Consider the following 17041-nt stretch of genomic DNA (forward strand, 5'->3'; position numbering starts at 1 on the left):
CGGTGATCCGAGAACCCGCCGGGCAGGATCCGGCAAACACGAACGGGTGCTGCAGACAACTGCGACACTGTCGGTTGCGAGCAGCGACACGAGGAAGTGGAGGGCAGAGCGATGATGCTGGATCTGATAGTCATGAGCGTCACGACCGCGGCCCGGGCGGCCGTGTCGGCTTGGACGCTTTCCTTGCACGAGGCACTGCGCTCCCGCTCGCAGCTGTCGGTGACCATCCATACAGCCGCGCCCCAGCCTCATGAGGATCTCGACCAGTCCGGCTCGCTCACGGTCGAGGTGGACGACGGTGCGGACCTCGCAAGTTTGGCCCGGGTTCTGGAGACATGGCTGGAGACGAACCCCGAACCGCTCGCGGTACAGGTCGCGGCACCCGACGGGACCGCTGCGGTGGTCAGCGGCGGCCAGGCCGGGACGATCAGCGAACTGATCAAACCGCTCACCCAACCCCAGACACGCCCACCCGCACGCCCTGCGGCCGCGCCCAACCCGGTGGAGCCCTCGAGTTTTTGGGCCTCGGCAGGTTCCCTCGCCCACTTCAGCGACGACGGTGGCGATATACCTAACATCGTCGAGGCCGATGAAATCCCGGTCACGATCTACCTTTCCGACGGGCGCATCCACAAGGAAGTCGAAACCGCCGTCGGCGACCTGCTGGCTGAGGTCGGGCTTGAGATCACCCACCGCGACAATGCCCGACGCGGATCCTGGTTTCGGCAGATGCGCGCCGGAGTACGCAAAGCGGCCGGCTCTCGCGTCGCGCAGGACACCGCAGCCATGGCGGCGCACGCAGTCGAGACACGCACAGTGCTGGCCCAGGACGCCGCCTACACCGCGATGCTGCTGCAGAACCTCGGACCGGTGCTCACCTCGCTGCAGCCCACCAAGGACGCGGTGCTGCGAGTCGGAGCAGTACTGATCGTGAAAGTCGACTGGGCGGTCACGGTGTACCAGCTCACCCCGGCCCAGCAGCTCAAGCTCGACCACGAGGTACAACTCGCGCGTTCTCCGCACGAGGTCGTCGCCGCGCTGGGCATCCAGGCGGTCCAGCAGGCCCAGCCGCCCGCGATTACCTGACCTGTGGGCGGCGGCCGGATCCAAGCCGCCGCAAAGTGGACGGCTGTCGTCTTGCACCACACCTGTTGCGGTAGCTACCATCGTGACTCGAGCCACTGACCTGCAGAAACTCCGCTGAGAACCTGTGACGACACCAGGAACCCCAAGAGAAGCGGCAGCCCAGGGCTGTTTGATGGTCAGGGCGTGCAGCGGTCGGTGGGTGTCGGTCACGGTGCGGTCCTTGCGGGTCGGTGTCACGGGTTGGGGTGGCCGAAGGCGCGGTCGAGCCGTTTGTCTGCGGCGTCGGTGCGCTTGTCGATGCGGGCGACGCGGTTGTTTCCGGCCGTGAGGGTGCGCTGGAACTGCGCGGCCTTCTTCTGCGCGGCCGTTTGTTGTGCGGCGGTGCTCTTGTTGGTTGCGGTCTTCCTCGCGGTGGTTTTCTTGGCGCCGGAGGTGGAGCCGTTGAACTTGCCGCCCTTGTTGCGCTTGACCCGCTGCTTCATCGGCGCGGCTTTGCGCGCCGCGACGGGAGCCGCGGCGCGGGGCGCGGCGGCGACTGGGGTTCGGGCGGGTCTGGGGGTGCCGGTGATCGAGCGTGGGGCGAGCGGCCCGGCGGCGGCGCGCGCTCGGCGGGCCTTGGCGCGGTGCCGGGCGCGGCGGGTGCGCCAGGCGTGGATGCGGGTGGACAGTCGGCGGGTGGCGCGGCGGGCGCGTCGGCGTACCGCGCGGCGGATGCGGCGTTGTAGGGCGCGGCGCCGTCGGCGCAGCGCTCGGGCGAGGGGCACCGGGGGCCTCCCGTGAGGGTCGTGGGACGGGGGTTGAGGCAGGGTGTTGACGCCGTTTTCGGTGTCAAGAGGGCGAGTTAGGTCGCGGGAGGCGAGTTAGGTTTGTAACTCGGCGGTTAACTCGCCCCGTATAGGGCCTGATCAGCGGAAAGTTAGGCAGTTAGGTCGCGTGGTCGGGTTAACCCGGCGCCTCGCGCACCGGTGGAAACGGCCGGTGCGCGAGGGGCTCGGGGCTCACTTCACTGCGGGGCGGCGGTGATGCGCAGCATGGCCGCGCGGCGCACGACCGCGGGGTCCAGGGGCCAGCGGTTGCCGGTCGCGGGGACCTTGATGCCGTAGCGGGTGACCAGGGCCTCGCGCAGCTCGACGCCGGTGAGCGCCGTGTATGGCTCCCAGTCGGGGGCCAGGTCGCGCAGCAGCGCAGGGATGTCGTTGCTGCGCACCGGCTCCTGCGCGGTGCCGATGACCTCGATCAGGTCGTCGAGCAGGTCCCGGGGCGGGGCGTCCTGGCCGGTGGTGGTGCGGGTGGTGGTGCGCCGCTGGCGCAGCGTCTTGGCACGCTGCGCGATGCTGGTTGCGGTGTCGGTGTCGATGTAGTGGGTGCGGATGGTGATGGAGGACTGGCCGGGGGCGAGCGCGACGCCGTCGCCAGCGACCACGACGGTGCCCTTGTCCAGGCCGGTGCGCAGCTTGTGCGGGGCAGCCCCGGCGTTCACAGCCTTGTCCCCGAGCGCCATGCGGGACTGCTCCTCGGTGCCCACCGCGAGGCAGGCACGGATGTGCGCGCCCTCGCGCACCAGCTTGGGCAGGTTCTGGTCGGTGGGGTCCTGGGTGCCCTGCCACAGCAGCACGTCCACCGCACGGCCCTGGTTGTGGATTTTGCGGGCGGCCATGAAGTAGCGGGAGGTGTTCTTGCTGCCGCCGTACGGGCGCTTGTCCGGGCCGATGGCGGGGTTCATGAACGCGTTCTGCGCCTCGTCCACGATCAGGATCAGCGGGGTGAACACGGTGCCCTGCGGGGCCATCAACCGCCGCTCCATCTCCTCCACGCCGTCTTCGAGCATCTCGGTGGCCTGGATGGCGTGCTCGTCAGTCGGTCCCTCGATCAGCACCGTGGCGAGGCCGTCGAACATGCGCCAGTCGCCCACGCCCTTGAGGTCCGCGATGCGGAACTCGACGATGACGTGCAGCGCGAGCCACAGCGCGAGGGCGCGTAGCGCTGCGGTCTTGCCCTGGTTGGATAGGCCGGTGATCAGCAGGTGCCGCTGGAACAGGCTGATCAGCGCGGCGTCCCCGCGCAGGTCCTGGCCCCAGGGCGCGCGCCCGCTCTTGTAGTTCGCGGTCATCGAGGGGTCGGTGACCAGCGGGGACGGACCGATCGGCTCGTCCAGCGCGCCGGAGTCGGCGATCCACAACCGCACGGTGCGCGGAGCGGGCGGGATGGTGATGAACAGTTCGTGCTCGTGGCGGCGCAGGTTCTCCGCCAGGGTGCGCCGCTTGCGCTGCACCTCGGCGGTGTTCACCCCGGACGGGAGGGTGACGTCCACCTCGACCCCGCAGCCGGCGATGCGGATCGGTCCGAGCATCCCGGCGCCCGCGTCGCCCATGCTCTCGATCGCGGTGCGCAGCTTGCCGATACCCAGATCACGCAGCGCGATCACCACAGCGGACGGGGTGATCGGCTCGTCGTCGAACTCGGCGGCGTGCTCGGGTGTCAGCCAGGCGGGCAGTTCGGCGCGGGTGCGCCCGGCGTGCCAAAGTGCTGCGATCCCGGCGGCCAGCAGCGCGAGCAACCCGGGCAGGGCGAGGATCGCGAACAGGTGCACCGCGAAGCGGATGACGTGGAACGCGGTCATCAGCGGCATGATGGTCTCGCCGACGCGCTTGTCGGAGACGGCCAGGATGATGCCGAGCAGCAGCAGGGCGCCGCCAGCGGTGGCGGTGCCGATCACGGCGGCGCGCGCGGCATGCACCGGCGCGAGCAGCATGGCCATGCGTCGGTCGTGGCGGTCCTTGCGGAACGCAACGGCGCGTGCCTCCCACTCCAGCACGCTGTCGTGGTCGCCTAGGGCCTCGGCGGCGCGCATCATCCGCTCGTGCCGGGCGGTGGTACGCGCCTCCCAGGTGCGCCGCGCCACCGCGCCGGTCCCGGCGACCACGTAGGCGGGGTGCCGCGCTGCAGCCCGCGCCAGGGCGGCGAACGGGATCAGCGGCACGTCGAGGTCGTCCTCCTCCTCGTCTTCGAACGGGTCGAGGTCGTGTCCGTGGTGGGCGACGATGCGGCCCTCGACCGGCTCGCGACCGGGGACGTCGTCCTCGGGGCCGGTCGTGTCCTGCCACGCGTCGGGGTCTTGGTGTCCGCGCCACAGTCCGGGGGTGTCCTGCGGGGTGCGTTGCGTCGGGATCAACGGGGCGTGCCCGCCGTCCGGCGCGTGTCCGTTCGTCTCGTTGATCTCGGTCACGGCGGGGGTTCTCCATCTCGGGAAACGACTCCGGCCGCCGTTGCCCGGGTGGGGTTGGCGGCCGGAGTCGGCGGCGGTGTGGGGGTCAGCGTCCGCCGAGGTGGCGGCGCACGGTGCGCGCGGTGACGTTCAGGCGCTTGGCGATGTCCTCGGCGCTGAGGTCCGGGTGGCGGGCCTTGAGCTTGACGACCTTCGCCTTGGTGTCTTGTCCGGCGCGTGTCCGCTTCGGTGTCCGGGTCTTGTCCGTGCCTGTGTCCGGCGCGTGTCCATCGCCGTGTCCGGGCGCTGTCCCGGTCGGGTCCGCGTCGGTGTCCGGGTTCTGTCCCTGGTCGTGTCCGTTCGGCGGGCGCTGCGCGGCGAGGGCCAGGGCGGCGGCGACCGCGGCGGCGTCCAGTTCGGCCAGGTCGATCTGGAGGCGGATCAGTGGGCCGACGTGCTTGCGCCAACGCCAGCCGTGCATTTGCCGGGCGACCGCGATCGCGCCCAGGCGGGTGCGCTCCATGGCCAGCGCGGTGCGGTAGGAGTGCTGGCGCCACAGCACCATGCGACGCCACAGCTTCAGCGTCGGCCAGGGCGACACCAGCCAGCGCGCGGACGGGATCGGCTCGCGTATGGTGCCGCCGGCCAGGTGCGCTTGATAGCGCACTACGTGCCGCATCAGCTCGACGAACATCACCCAGATGCTCGGCATGAGCACGTGTGCGACCCGTCCGGCGGTGCCGCCGCCGGCGGAGTAGTTCAGCCACACGGTTCCTGCGGTGGCGCCGTACACGGTCCAGCGGGCCAGCGGGTGTGACATCTTCAGGCGGGTGAGCACCAGGTCCACGCCGGAGAACACGAACACGGTCAGGTCCGTGACCAGCGGCACCAGCGCGGCCCATCGCGCGCCGAACGCGGGCACCATCTCATCGCGCACCGAGCGGAACGAGAGCGTCATGCCGCCCAGCGCGATCAGCGCGGCCATCACGCCGATGACGACCGTGACGGTCAGCCAGCCGCCGCCGAGCGGTTCGGCCGTGTCCGTGTCCGGGTCCTGGCGGGGTGGTTCGGGCACGGCAGAATCCAGGACCGGATGGCCGTTGGCGGCAAGGATCGAGGGGGCGCCCGCCGGGGGCGCGAGCACGGGCATGGCGCACTCACCTTCGGTTGAGGGAAACGACGACGACGGCCCCGGCGCCATGGTGGCGGGGACCGCGTGCGTGGCGGGATGGACTGGGTCGTGTCGGTGCTCAGGGATGCGGCGCAAACCCCGGAAGGGCCGGACGCTCAGCGTGCCGTCCGGGTCGCGGATCAGGACGTTGCGCGGCGCGGTGTGCGGCAGGCGCACCAGCGGCAGCGCCGCAGCGCCGGGGCCGGTGCGCGGGGTGGCCCACTGGGCCAGGACCGTGACGACCTGCCCGCGCAGCAGGTACCGGCGGCCGGTGATCACGGCTCGCCGTCCGGGCGGTAGTCGGTCAGTGGGGCGTTCGCGGGCAGGTAGAGCGGGTGGCGCGGCTGCCCGTGCGCGGTGCGCCCCAGACAGGACAGCCGGGCCGGGTAAAGGAGCCGCAGGACGGCCTGGTCGCGAGCGTGCAGGGCGCCGTGGGCGCCCCAGGCGGCGACGACCGGGGTGCCGCGACCGACGGCGGCGCACAGAATCTGGTCGTTATCGGGGCCGACCGGGTCCGGGTGCGTGGCGAGGATGCTCGGGTCGGTGGTGCGTGGCGCGAACAGGTTGACCACGATCAACCCGCCGCAGCCCTCGCGGCGCGCGAACCGCAGGCAGCGGCGCATCGTCGGGTCCTCGCGCGTCGCGTCCGCGGTCGAGGGGTTGAGCATCACGAACACCATCGGCGCCGCCGCACCCCAGCGGTGTTCCAGCAGGTACCGGTGGGTGCGTGCCGGGTCGAACACGGCGAGGCGGGCCTCGACCAGGTTCTCGCGCCGCTCGCTGATCAGATGCGAAGCGCCCCACACGGCTTCAGGGCGGGGCGCGCTCACGCCGTCACCGCAGCGGGGAACTGCGTCCAGCGTTGCCCGTCCAGCTCCGGGGTGGGGATCTTGCGTCCGCGCCGGTCGGCGTTCTGCTTGTAGAAGAACGCTGTTCCCGCGTTCACGCACTGGTCGCGCATCGCGCGGACCCAGTCGAGATCCAATGCTCGTGCGCCGGGTCCGGATTCGGCTCCGGCGATCACCCAGTCAAGGCCGTGCAGCCGCGTGCAGCAGCCGCCGGCGTGGGCGAAGGACATGGTCAGCCCGTGCCCGCGCTCGCTGCCCAGCGTCCACATCGCCGCGCGCAGGTCGATCGGAGCGAGCAGCGGCTCGCAGGACAGGAACCGTACTGCGGCCGGGGTACGCATCAGGACCGGGATACGAATGTCGGCCCAGTGCTGGTTCTCCACCGACACTCCGAGCCACACGTTGGGCAGCGGCCAGGGCGCTTCGTACAGCGCCCACGCGCTGGCCTCGTCCTCGCTCGCCGCAAGCAGCGGTTGCCCGTCGTTCCTGAGCAGGGAGCGCATGCGGGCGGGGCGCTTGGTCAGGATCTGGTACGTGTGCTGCGGGGTGGCGGCCATCGCCGCGAACACCTTCGTGATGAACGCGTCCGGCACCTCGGCGTGGAACAGGTCTGACATGCTGTTGACGAATACGCGGGCCGGGGCGTGCCACCGGGCGGGCTGGTCGAGGCGGTCGGGGTGCAGGGTCACCTTGAAGCCGCGCGGGAAGGCGGGGGTGCCGGCGAAGCGGCGGGCGATGCTCTCCGCGTAGCAGTGATCGCAACCGTCGGAGACCTTGGTGCAGCCGGTCACCGGGTTCCAGGTGCGTCCCGCCGTGCCGTCGTCGGCGCGGGTCCATTCGATCGAGGTGCGGGTGCTCACGTGGGGTCTTCCTTCGTCTGGTCGGCGATGCGGCGCAGCAGTAGGGCCATGCGGTCGGCGCGGCCGGGGTGCAGCGGCGTGCGCGTGCTGCGGGTGCCCGGGTCGATCTCGCCGCGCCACGCGGCCACGCGCGGGGCGAGCGCATCGGCGTGGGCGAACAGTTCCAGTCCGCCGTGCTCGTCCGGCTCGGCGGCGGTGCGCGCGACGTGCTCGCGCAACGGGTTCAGGTCGCTCGTGTGCCAGGTCACGCGGTGGCGCTCGCCGAGGCGGTGGTGCAGCATCGGGCGCGCGTCCAGCAGCGGAACCGCGTCGGCGGGCAGGCCGCGGGTGCGCGGACCGGCCAGCGCGACCGTGACGTCCACGATCCGCGCTCCGGCGCTGTCGCAGGCTTCGATGCGCGCGGCGATCGGTTTGCGCACGCGGCCGGACGGCGGCGGGGGCGGGATGGTCGCGGTGACGGCGACCAGCGTGGTGTCGGGGTCGGCGAGGCGCGCCGCGGCCCATTGCGCGGCCAGCCGACGCGCATCGGCGCACCGGGCTTGCGCGTCGCGCAGCCGGGCGATGGTCAGGCAGCACCGGCACAACGGTCGGCCGGGCTGCTGCGGATCGGTGGGCTGTGTCTGCGGGCGGAAGCGCACCAGCGGCGATTCGGTGTGCGCGCCGCAGTGCGCGCAGTCGTATTCGGGCCTGGTGCGCCGCGCCGCCGCGGCGGCCAGTTGGTTCGCGCTGGCCGGGCTGGGGGCCGACTCGCGCAGGTCGAACAGGTCGAAGGTCTCGCGGCGGCGCACCGCTCCGGGCGCGGTCACGCACGCGCGCACTGGCCCGCCGGGCACGCGGGGAAGGTCGAGGTCGGAGAGTTGGGTGCGGGTGCGCAGGTGCTCGGGCACCTGGCCCCACCCGTCGTAGGAACGCAGGGCGTTGCTGGTCACGCGGTGTCTTCCGATCTGCCGGGGCGGGTGGTTAACGGGTGTGGGTGTGGCCGTACAGCCACGCGGCGGCCAGCAGGAGGCCAAGGAGCGCGGCGAGGCGGAAGCGCAGCGTGGCGCGGCGGGCGCGTCCCGCGCGGGCGAGCACCTTGCGCTTGCGCAGGGACTTGAGCTGCCTGCGGGAGGTGCCGTACGAGAGGGAGCGGGTGAACGCGCGGCGCAGTCGGCGGCGCAGGTAGCGGGCGCGCAGCCACAGCCAGAACACGACGGCGGCCCCGGCGGCGCCGACGAACAGCGCGGTGTCGGGTGACAGGGCCATGCTCGGGGCGTGCGTGGCGGGCGGCCCGACGGCGAACAGGGACATGCGGGCCACCTCCATGCGGCCAGGCGGAAACGGACCGGCGCCGACAAGTCGGCGAGTCGAGGTGAGCGAAGAAGCTCAGGCGATTTTGCGGGCGGTGATCGGGGCGCCGTGGGCGCGCTTGCGCGGCGCGTCCGCGCTCACGTTCAGCGCGGCGGCGACCGGGCGGGCGGCGGTCAGCGTCGGGGGCAGGACCGTGAGCAGGTACGCGAACTCCGCCTCGGTCATCACCACCGCGTGTCCGTCGTCGCGCAGGGCGCGCTCGATCACCACGCGGTCCACCGGGCCGAACGCGGTGTCGATGGTCAGCCCGTCCGACGCGATCGCCGGGTCGTACAGCCCGCTGTCGGTGGACGCATCGAAGTCGTCCGGGTCGTCGGCGCCGGTCACGGTGTCAGCGGCGTGGGCGAGCGCAAGCATGGGGGAACCACCAATCAGGGTGTCAGGGAACGGGGATACGGCGCGGGGCGGGCGGGGGTTGGTGCGGCGCGCGGCGCGGAGTCGGTGTCTCGGGCCGCGCGCCGGGTCTGGTTACGCGCCGGTGAGCAGCGCGAGCAGGTCGCCCTGCCCGATGGCCGGGGCTGCACGCGCCGGGGTCGTGCTGTGGTGGGGCAGGCAGGGGCCGCAGTAGGCGTTGCCGTCGGTGGCCAGGTGCAGGCGGGTGCCGTTGCGTCCCTGGTGGTTGCCGCAGCGTCCGCCGGTGGCGCGGTGGGTTTTGCCGCAGCCGGTGCACTGGCACTGGCCCGCGGCGGCGGCCACCGCGGCCTTCCACGAGTTGGTGGCGGACAGCGGGACGGTGGGCAGGGTGACGGTGTCGATGGGTGTGTCGGTCACCGGGTCACCAGCGGCCGAAGACGGCGTCGCCGTCGTCGCAGGGCACGTACTCGTGCGGGTGGGCGCCGGGGCGCGGGGCGACGGGGAGGGCGTCGCGCAGGTAGCCGAGCGGGTTGGGCAGGCCGCGCGCGTCGGCCGCCAGGGTGGCCAGGGCGGCGCGCACGAGCGCGTCAAAGGTCTCGTAGGGCACGGTCATGCCCGAACCGCCGGTGCCGGGGCGGTCGGCGGGGTCCGGGGCGGCGGCGGGGGCGAGCGTGGTCATGGTCATCGCGGGTGCTCCTCACGGGCTTCGGGCTGTCCGGTCGCTCTCGCCGAACCGCCCGCCGACCGGCAGCCGGTGGCCGGTGGCGGGCGGTTCAGCGGGCACGGCTGGTCAGGCTGCGGTCAGTGCGGGGTCGTCGGCGCGGGTGACCACGCCGAACGCCGTGTTCTGCTTGTCTGCGAAGGCGAGCACGGTCAGGTCGATGGGGCCGAAGCGCTTGGTGGTCTTGCGGTGGCCCCTGGGGTTCTCGGTGACCGGGGCGCCGTGCTGCTCGGCGAAGTCGAACACCGCGGCGAACCGCTGTGCCTGCGTGCCCCGGGTGGAGTGCAGGTGCACACGGATGTCGACGTCGGTCGGCGTCGGGATCGTCGGGTCGATCTCGACTCGGTCGGCGAAGTCGCGCAGCGCCGCGATGGTCTGGGCGCGCCGCTCGGCGTCGTTCGGTTTGCTCATCTGCGGTTTTCCTCCCACACGAGTTGAGGTGCCGGGGCCGGGTCGCCTTATGCGGTGATCAGCGCGGCATCGTCCGCGCGGGTGACGACGCGCGGCTGCGGTGCGGGCTGCTCGTCGCCGAAGGCGTGCACGGTCAGTTCGATGGGGCCGAAGTGTGCGGCGGCCTGCCGGTCGTCCTTGTCCGTGATGCGCACGGTGGCGCCGTGGGCCTCGGCGAAGGTGTGCACTGCGGCGAACCGCTCGCTCTGTGTTCCTTCGCTGCGCATCAGGAACGACCAGACGTGGATCGAGCCGGGGTCCGGGGTCGGGATCGTCGGGTCCGACTCGATCTGGTCGGCGAAGTCGCGCAGCGCCGCGATGATCTCGGCGCGGTGCTCGGTGTCGTTCGGCTTCGACATAAGCAGGTTTCCTCTCGCGGGTTGGTTGAGGGTTCAGGCGGTGTCGTGTGCTGCGTGATCGGGGATCGGGTCGGCGGCAGGGCGCGGCGGCTCCAGGGCGAGGCGGGCGGTGGGCGAGGCGAGGGCGGCGCGGGCCTCGGCTGAGAGGGCCAGCAGTCCGGGGTCGATGGGCTCGATCTGGTAGCGGGGGGTGGTGGCGGCGGTGATGGCGGCGGCGCGGGCCTGCCAGGCGCCGGTGATCTGCGCGGCCTCGATGCGGGACTGGGCGCGGATCGCCTCGCGCTGGATCTCGGTGTCGGCGTGGATGCGGTCGCGCTCGACTTGGTGGGCGTGCTCGCGCTCGGCGCGGGTGTCGGCGCGCCGAGCGCGGATGCCGACCACGGCGGTGACCGCGGTGGACACGGCCCACACGATCAGCGGCAGGGCGAGGCCGGTGGCGTATCCGGCGATCGCGGCGGCGGCCAGTCCGCCGGCGGCGCCGAGGCAGTAGGCGGGCAGTTCGCCGCCGCCCTTGACCGTGAGCGCGCCGCACAGCGCGGTGGCGCTGGCGAGCGTGGTCATCAGGGCGGCGTCGCCGAGGGAGTGGGCGGCGCCCTGCGTGTGCCACCAGCGGCCCAGGGCGAGCAGCGTGGTGGGGGCGGCGGCAGGCAGCGCCGCGCGCAGGAACGCGGCCCCGCCGCCCGCCGCGGTCGGTTCGAAGGTCATGTCGAAGCTCCAGGAGTGCGCGGCCGGGGCCGCGTCAGCGGTCGGCGGGTGTCGCGGGGGTTGCGTGCGGTCAGCGGGTGTTGGCGGTGGTGCGCACGCGGCCGGTGACGGTGCGGGTGATTGGGACGGGGCCGGTGTGGTGCACGGTGATGTCGCCGGAGGCGGTGGCGGCGCTGACCAGGTCGGCGGCTTCGCGGACGTGGATGTCGCCGGACACGGAGTTGGCGGTGAGCGTGTCGGTGCGGTCGATGTCGGTGTCGCCGGAGACGGTGTTGGTCACCGCATGGCCCGCGGTGGTGATGCGTATGTCGCCGGAGGTGGTCTGCACGCTGGCGTGGTCGGCGCGTTCGGCGGTGATGTCGCCGGACACCGACTGCGCGCGCACCTCGGGGTAGGCCCCGTGCAGGGTGATGTCGCCGGACTGCGTGGTCAGGTGCACGAGCGAGCCGGGCGGCAGCACGGCGTCGATGGTGACCGGAGAGGTGCCGACGACTGTCGCCGTACCGGGGGTGATCTCGACGCCGTCGATGATGACCCGTCCGCCGACGATGCAGAGGTCGCGGTCGGCGGTCAGCGTGGTCATGCTCACGCGGTTGCCGGAGCGCACGATGGTGACTCTGCTGATCGCCGCGCCCTGGTCGTCGAGGCGCACGGTCAGCCGGCCCGCAGTGTGCTCCAGGCGGGCAGTGGTGACCGCGTCGTGCGACGCGCCCGCGGTGTCGGGGGTGGAGATGGTGACGTGGGCGTGGTCGGTGTCGGCGACCGAGACGCGGATACAAGCGGCCAGCGAGCGTGCGTCCAGCACGATCGGGCCGGTCTCGGGGCAGGTCAACTCGCGTCGGGTCAAGGCGGATCAGCTCCCTGAAGATCGGAGGGAATGGCGGTGGGTGCGGCCGGTCAGGCGGCGTGACCGGCAAGGTGGTCCAGGGCGGCGGCGAGCAGGGGCCGGTGCGCCGGGTACAGCCCGCCGAGCGGGGCGAGCGCGGCGCTTAGGGTGTCGAGGTCGGGCAGGGGCCACCAGGCCGCGTCGTCGGCGTCGTCGCCGGCCCGTGCCGCGGGGGCGTCGGGTAGCTGGTAGAGGGCTACGGTGGAGCACACCCAGGCGTGGTCGGTGGCGCGCCAGTCCTTGACGTAGGTGCGCGTCAGGATCACCGGCTCAAGGTCGGCGAGGTCGATGCCGGTTTCCTCGCGCAGTTCGCGTGCCAGGGTCGCGGGTGCGCTCTCGCCGGGGTCCACCATCCCGCCGGGGATCGCCCACGCGCCGATGTCGCTGCGGCGGATCAGCAGCACGCGCCGGTCGGCGCCGTGACTGGCGATGACGATAGGGTCGGCGGCCTGGTTCTCGCCCCACGCGCCGAGGTTGCGCCCGCTACGTCCGCTGCGCCCGGTCGGGTTCAGCGGCCATCCCCACTCGTCCACCTCGAAGGGGATCAGGGCGGCGGCCCAGCGCGCGGGCCAGTCCGGCACGTCGAGCGGGCTCGGGTAGGGCTGCGCCCATCCCTCGGCCACGCTCGCGGGCAGTCCCTCGGGGCGCAGCTCGGGCGGGGTGATATCCACCGGGTGGTAATCGAGCCATGCGGTCGCCCACGGCCGCAGCGCGGCGGGCACGTCCACGCCGGGATGATCCACGGGCACGTACCGGTCGATCGTCCGCAGCTGCTCGGACCCGTGGTAGTGGCCGGTGTCAGCTCGGGCGCGGTCGAGGTGGTCCCAGGCGCCAGCGGAGAGGTGGCTGCTCATCCGAGCGAGGTGTTCAGCGACCTGTCCGGCGTGTTCGCCGTCGAACTGGCCGTGCGCGACGGCGCGCGTGGCGTGATCGGCGAGGTGGTCCAGCACGTCCGAGAGAGCGTCGATCACGTTCGGGGCGGCGTAGGCGTGCAGGGACCGCAGCACGTCCGCGAGGTCGGCGGCGTCAGTGGGCTGGTAGGCGGCGAGCTGAGCGAGCGCCGCGAGGGTGGGCGCGACGGCGGGGTGCGGCGCCTGCGTCACCGGTACGCGCCTCTCGTCGTGCCGCGCGCGGCGAGGGCGAGCAGGAAGCCGCCGACGGTGACGGCGAGGGTGTCGGGGGCGATGAACAGCCACGCCCACACCGGCAGGGTCGTGATGTTCAGCAGGGCGGCGAGACCGAGCAGCGCGAGCGCCGCTGCGGCGGCGAACATCAGGTGTGCCAGGGTCGCGCTGAACCGGTCGGCGCGGGCGCCGGTGTGCGGGTACATCAGGGGTTTTCCTCTCCGGCGCTCAGCCGAGGCGGGACGGGTAGGGGTGGCGGGCACCGGTCAGGTCGGCGGCGGCCAGGGTGCGCCACAGCAGGTCGCTCTCGCTCCAGGCCGGGTCCGTGATCGTGACCTGCCACGCGGCGCGAAGCGCGGCGCGCAGGGCGGGTTGCTGGCAGTTGAAGAACAGGTCGAGCACGCCGGACCAGGTGGCGGGGCCGAACACGGCGTGGGGCTCGCCGGCCCGAGTGGTGACCGTGAACGCCTTGCCCACGACCTGCTCGAAGCTGGCGGCGGCCGGAGCGCTGACCACGTGCAGCCCGGTGTTGACGGCGGCGGCGCACAGGCGGCTCGCGGTGGCGGTGTCCGTGATGCCCTCGACCGCGGGGCGCTGCGCCCACAGCGCGCCGTCGAACCCGGCGCGCTCGTCGTGTCCGGGCTGGGAGCTGATGGTGATGAATCCGGACCGGTTCAGCTGCGCGAGCACCGGGACCAGCGGCAGCGTCTCCGGGTGCGGGGCGCCGTAGGAGGGGTGATAGCCGATGCGGCCCTCAAGCCAGCGGGCGGTCAGTTCGCCCAGGTCGGCCAGGCTCACCGCGTGCTGCCACAGGCGGCGCTCGAACGGGGCACGGATCAGGGAGCGTGGACGACGCATGGCCCGGGTTGCTCGCTCTCTCTCGGTACGGGGTATAAGACGGCCCGGCTGCGTGGTGCAGCCGGGCCATGGTCGGGGGGAGCGGGCGGGGGCTTACCAGTCGAAGGCGGTGCACACCGGGCCGCAGCGGTTCTCGGTGCAGTCGTGGGCGCGGATCTCGGCCGCGCGCCGAGCGTCGTCGAATCGGCGGCGAGTGTCCCAGCGCACCGGCTCGGCGCCAGCGAGCAGTTCGTCACAGCGAGGGCATCCCGGGGTCTTGCGGCCGAAGACCGGTCCGCCGCAGGTGTGCTTGGTCGTGGCCATCGCGGTTGTCTCCAGGTCGCCGGATCAGGCGGCGGCCGGCAGGCGCTTGGCGGCCATCGCCGCGTTGGCGAAGGTCATCTCGGTCGCGGTGAACCGGCGCGCGGCCCAGCCGGAGGTCTGCGCGGGGTGCGGGGTGCGGCCCGGCGTGAGCTGCGCGGCCGGGGCGACCGGGATGCGGGCGACCTTCTCCCAGGCGTCTTCGAACGCTTCGGCCATGGTGGTTCGCACGCGGCGTTCGGCGGTGTGCTGGCCGGCGCGGGCGTTGGTGCGGCGGGTCGCCGGGCGGCGCCCGTCGCCGAGGACCGTGGCCAGCCGGGGGCGCTGGGGCGCCGCGGTGGTGGTGTGCGACAGGTAGCGCTGGTTCTCGGGGCGCATCACCTCGCGGGCGGCGATGCGGCGGGCGGCGTGCTGCGCCGGGGTCAGGTCGAACTCCAGCTTCCAGTGCGACGCTTCGCAGCGGCGGCCGTTGGGCTTGTGGGTCTGGACCAGGCCGCGGATCACCTCGACCGTGTTCTTGCAGTCCGGGCAGGTCAGCCAGGCGGAGCCGGTGGCGGGAAGGTCGAGGTCGAGCGGGGGCAGGGTGCTGATCGGCAGAGCGGGCCGGCTGTTGACGCGGGACGTGGAGGACATGGCGGGGCCATCCTTCGGCGAGAGGAGAAAGAAGAGGGGGTCTGCGCGCGGCAGGGCTCTGGTTCTCCGACCGTCAACGGACCCGACGGTGCCGGGGCCGCGGACGGCGGACAGCGAGAGCGCCGCTGCTGCGGGTGCTTGGTGAAGCCGGAGGCCTGGGCGAACCCATTAACCCGGGACCTTGTGCTTGCGGCCCCTCACGAGACCGCCGTCATCCGGAAACCCCCGACCAAGCCGGGTGGAGCAGTGAGCTGCATCTTGCACAAGTGCGAGTTGTTCAACACGAACACTACACGGGTTCGTGGTTGGGTCAAGTCTGGAATTGGAAGATCTTCGAACTCTGTCGCCGCCCGAAGCTCCGAGCGGCTTGACTCCAGGAAAGCGCAGGTACCGGCGCTGCCGTGACGTGATCCGGGGGGTGATTATGTGAGCGCCGAGTGATCCTGGGAGTGATTCTGACTCGGTGAACAAGTCGACGACTGGCCCTGAGCTGGCGTAACGTGGTGGCCTGGTTACGACCTGAAGTCGTCTCAGGGTTCGGGGCGGGGTATCAATGCGAGAAGAGGCCAGGCCGAACGGTCAGCTCATTGCAATGCTTGAGCGCTTGAACTGCACACGAGGCGGACTTGCGCGCCGAGTCGTCGCCCTCGGCAAGCAGCAAGGCCTGAAGCTGAGCACAGATCACGTAACGGTCGGAAACTGGTGCGACAAGGGCGTCATCCCGCGGCCAGCAACTGTCAATCTCGTAGTCGCGGTGCTCTCAGATCTCTCAAGCGGACGGGTCACCGCTTCGATGATCGGCATGGATCCCGGAGGTTCGACCGGCCTTGGCGAAGCGCTCGACTACCCAGCCGAGGTAAGGGTTCATCGTGAAACAACTACTCGTTTGGCTGTGGAGCAAGTACGTTTTCTGCTATGACTCCCGCCATGGAGGCCCTGGCCCGGCGCTATGAGGCGATCCATCCGCATCTGAACGAGCGCCAGCGCCGGCTATGGCTGGGTAACGAGGCACGCGAGCTGGGCGCCAGCGGTGCCCGGCTGGTGGCCGAGGCGGTCGGGGTCGCCGCCGACATGGTGCGTCGCGGTCGGGACGAGCTCGATGACCCGCACGCACTGCCGGTGGGGCGCTCGCGCTCTGCCGGCGGCGGGCGCAGACGGGCCGAGGAACTGGACCCCGGGCTGATCACAACGTTGGACGAGCTGGTCGAGCCCGAGACCCGAGGAGACCCGCAAAACCCGCTGCGCTGGACCACCAAGTCACTGGCACACCTGGTGCGCGAGCTCGCCGCGCGCGGGCACCGCTGCACCGAGAACGTGGTCTCCCGGCTGCTGCACGAGGCCGGGTACTCGCTGCAGGGCAACGCCAAGACGATCGAGGGCCAACAGCACCCGGACCGCGACGCCCAGTTCCGCTACCTGGGCGAGCAAGTCGCCGCGGCGCTCACGGCCGGACAGCCGGTGGTCAGCGTGGACACCAAGAAGAAGGAACTGGTCGGAGCGTTCAAGAAGGCCGGGCGCGAGTGGCGCCCGGCCGGGGACCCGGTGCAGGTCAACATGCACGACTTCATGGACAAACAGCTGGGCAAGGCCATCCCGTACGGCGTCTACGACCTGGCAGCGAACACCGGCTGGGTGAGCGTGGGCTGCGACCACGACACTCCCGCGTTCGCTGTGAACACGCTGCGCTCCTGGTGGCAGACCCAGGGCCGGGCCGCGTACCCGCACGCGACCACACTCACCGTCACCGCCGACTGCGGCGGCTCCAACGGCAACCGCGTGCGGGCCTGGAAGAGCGAGCTCGCGACGCTAGCCACCGAGACCGGGCTGGCCATCACCGTGCTGCACCTGCCGCCGGGGACATCGAAGTGGAACAAGATAGAACACCGTCTGTTCGCCGCGATCAGCATGAACTGGCGAGCCACGCCGTTGACCTGCCTGGAAACCGTCGTATCGCTGATCGGCGCGACCTCGACCGAAACCGGACTGACCGTCACCGCCGTCCTCGACGAACGCTCCTACCCCACCGGCATCAAGATCCCTGACAAGGTCATCAAGGCCCTACCGATCACCCGCCACGACTGGCACGGCGACTGGAACTACACCCTCAACCCAACCGACACACCCGAACCAG

22 protein-coding genes are annotated in these 17041 nt (G+C 72.0%); 3 read left to right on the top strand and 19 right to left on the bottom strand.

Annotation, left to right across the window (positions count from 1 at the left end):
- Positions 1–132 precede the first annotated feature (132 nt).
- Complete coding sequence (locus tag VGS97_RS05140; RefSeq protein ID WP_326852032.1) at positions 133–1086, top strand: effector-associated constant component EACC1; 954 nt, start codon at positions 133–135, stop codon at positions 1084–1086.
- Between the two features lie 233 nt (positions 1087–1319).
- Here VGS97_RS05140 and VGS97_RS05145 read toward each other — a convergent pair whose 3' ends face one another.
- From VGS97_RS05145 to VGS97_RS05235, 19 genes are all read right to left on the bottom strand, one after another.
- Entirely contained in the window at positions 1320–1850 is a 531-nt protein-coding gene (locus VGS97_RS05145) for a hypothetical protein (RefSeq protein WP_326852033.1), read from the bottom strand.
- Between the two features lie 239 nt (positions 1851–2089).
- On the bottom strand, positions 2090–4066 hold the full coding sequence (locus VGS97_RS05150; protein ID WP_414641646.1) for an ATP-binding protein: 1977 nt from the start codon (positions 4064–4066) through the stop codon (positions 2090–2092).
- A 331-nt stretch (positions 4067–4397) separates the two neighbouring features.
- A complete protein-coding gene (locus VGS97_RS05155; protein ID WP_326852035.1) occupies positions 4398–5741 on the bottom strand; it encodes a DUF2637 domain-containing protein in 1344 nt (447 codons plus the stop codon).
- Complete coding sequence (locus VGS97_RS05160) at positions 5738–6292, bottom strand: DUF1643 domain-containing protein (protein WP_326852036.1); 555 nt, start codon at positions 6290–6292, stop codon at positions 5738–5740. The genes VGS97_RS05155 and VGS97_RS05160 overlap by 4 nt, the downstream gene beginning before the upstream one ends.
- Positions 6289–7170 carry a phage Gp37/Gp68 family protein gene (locus VGS97_RS05165; RefSeq protein WP_326852037.1) on the bottom strand — a complete coding sequence of 294 codons (882 nt, stop codon included), beginning with the start codon at positions 7168–7170 and terminating at the stop codon, positions 6289–6291. The genes VGS97_RS05160 and VGS97_RS05165 overlap by 4 nt, the downstream gene beginning before the upstream one ends.
- Positions 7167–8099, bottom strand: a complete 933-nt coding sequence (locus VGS97_RS05170) for a hypothetical protein (protein WP_326852038.1) — start codon at positions 8097–8099, stop codon at positions 7167–7169. Before VGS97_RS05170 ends, VGS97_RS05165 begins: the two co-directional genes overlap by 4 nt.
- A 31-nt stretch (positions 8100–8130) precedes the next feature.
- Positions 8131–8460, bottom strand: coding sequence for a hypothetical protein (locus VGS97_RS05175; protein ID WP_326852040.1), 330 nt, complete (start codon positions 8458–8460; stop codon positions 8131–8133).
- Positions 8461–8535: 75 nt separating this feature from the next.
- Complete coding sequence (locus VGS97_RS05180; RefSeq protein ID WP_326852041.1) at positions 8536–8877, bottom strand: hypothetical protein; 342 nt, start codon at positions 8875–8877, stop codon at positions 8536–8538.
- A gap of 111 nt (positions 8878–8988) precedes the next feature.
- Positions 8989–9291, bottom strand: coding sequence for a hypothetical protein (locus VGS97_RS05185; RefSeq protein ID WP_326852042.1), 303 nt, complete (start codon positions 9289–9291; stop codon positions 8989–8991).
- A 4-nt stretch (positions 9292–9295) separates the two neighbouring features.
- Positions 9296–9559 carry a hypothetical protein gene (locus VGS97_RS05190; protein WP_326852043.1) on the bottom strand — a complete coding sequence of 88 codons (264 nt, stop codon included), beginning with the start codon at positions 9557–9559 and terminating at the stop codon, positions 9296–9298.
- Positions 9560–9664: 105 nt separating this feature from the next.
- The gene (locus VGS97_RS05195; protein ID WP_326852044.1) at positions 9665–10006 is read right to left on the bottom strand and encodes a hypothetical protein; all 342 of its coding nucleotides are present in this window, start codon (positions 10004–10006) and stop codon (positions 9665–9667) included.
- A 47-nt stretch (positions 10007–10053) separates the two neighbouring features.
- The gene (locus tag VGS97_RS05200; RefSeq protein ID WP_326852045.1) at positions 10054–10404 is read right to left on the bottom strand and encodes a hypothetical protein; all 351 of its coding nucleotides are present in this window, start codon (positions 10402–10404) and stop codon (positions 10054–10056) included.
- 33 nt (positions 10405–10437) lie between these two features.
- Entirely contained in the window at positions 10438–11109 is a 672-nt protein-coding gene (locus VGS97_RS05205) for a hypothetical protein (protein WP_326852046.1), read from the bottom strand.
- A gap of 70 nt (positions 11110–11179) precedes the next feature.
- Positions 11180–11956, bottom strand: coding sequence for a DUF4097 family beta strand repeat-containing protein (locus VGS97_RS05210; protein ID WP_326852047.1), 777 nt, complete (start codon positions 11954–11956; stop codon positions 11180–11182).
- 50 nt (positions 11957–12006) lie between these two features.
- The gene (locus VGS97_RS05215) at positions 12007–13098 is read right to left on the bottom strand and encodes an NUDIX domain-containing protein (protein WP_326852048.1); all 1092 of its coding nucleotides are present in this window, start codon (positions 13096–13098) and stop codon (positions 12007–12009) included.
- Positions 13095–13325 carry a hypothetical protein gene (locus VGS97_RS05220; protein ID WP_326852049.1) on the bottom strand — a complete coding sequence of 77 codons (231 nt, stop codon included), beginning with the start codon at positions 13323–13325 and terminating at the stop codon, positions 13095–13097. Before VGS97_RS05220 ends, VGS97_RS05215 begins: the two co-directional genes overlap by 4 nt.
- Before the next feature lie 22 nt (positions 13326–13347).
- Positions 13348–13977, bottom strand: a complete 630-nt coding sequence (locus tag VGS97_RS05225) for a DUF6919 domain-containing protein (RefSeq protein ID WP_326852050.1) — start codon at positions 13975–13977, stop codon at positions 13348–13350.
- Positions 13978–14070: 93 nt separating this feature from the next.
- Positions 14071–14280 carry a hypothetical protein gene (locus tag VGS97_RS05230; protein ID WP_326852051.1) on the bottom strand — a complete coding sequence of 70 codons (210 nt, stop codon included), beginning with the start codon at positions 14278–14280 and terminating at the stop codon, positions 14071–14073.
- 24 nt (positions 14281–14304) lie between these two features.
- Positions 14305–14910 carry a hypothetical protein gene (locus VGS97_RS05235; protein ID WP_326852052.1) on the bottom strand — a complete coding sequence of 202 codons (606 nt, stop codon included), beginning with the start codon at positions 14908–14910 and terminating at the stop codon, positions 14305–14307.
- 592 nt (positions 14911–15502) lie between these two features.
- Here VGS97_RS05235 and VGS97_RS05240 point away from each other — a divergent pair.
- Positions 15503–15829 (top strand): hypothetical protein, encoded by a 327-nt coding sequence (locus tag VGS97_RS05240; protein ID WP_326852053.1) that lies wholly within the window; start codon positions 15503–15505, stop codon positions 15827–15829.
- A partial coding sequence (locus VGS97_RS05245; RefSeq protein WP_326852054.1) for an ISAzo13 family transposase occupies positions 15826–17041 on the top strand: 1216 nt, incomplete at its 3' end. The genes VGS97_RS05240 and VGS97_RS05245, both read left to right, overlap by 4 nt.

Source organism: Actinocrinis sp. (genome assembly GCF_035946395.1).
Taxonomy (GTDB): domain Bacteria; phylum Actinomycetota; class Actinomycetes; order Streptomycetales; family Catenulisporaceae; genus Actinocrinis.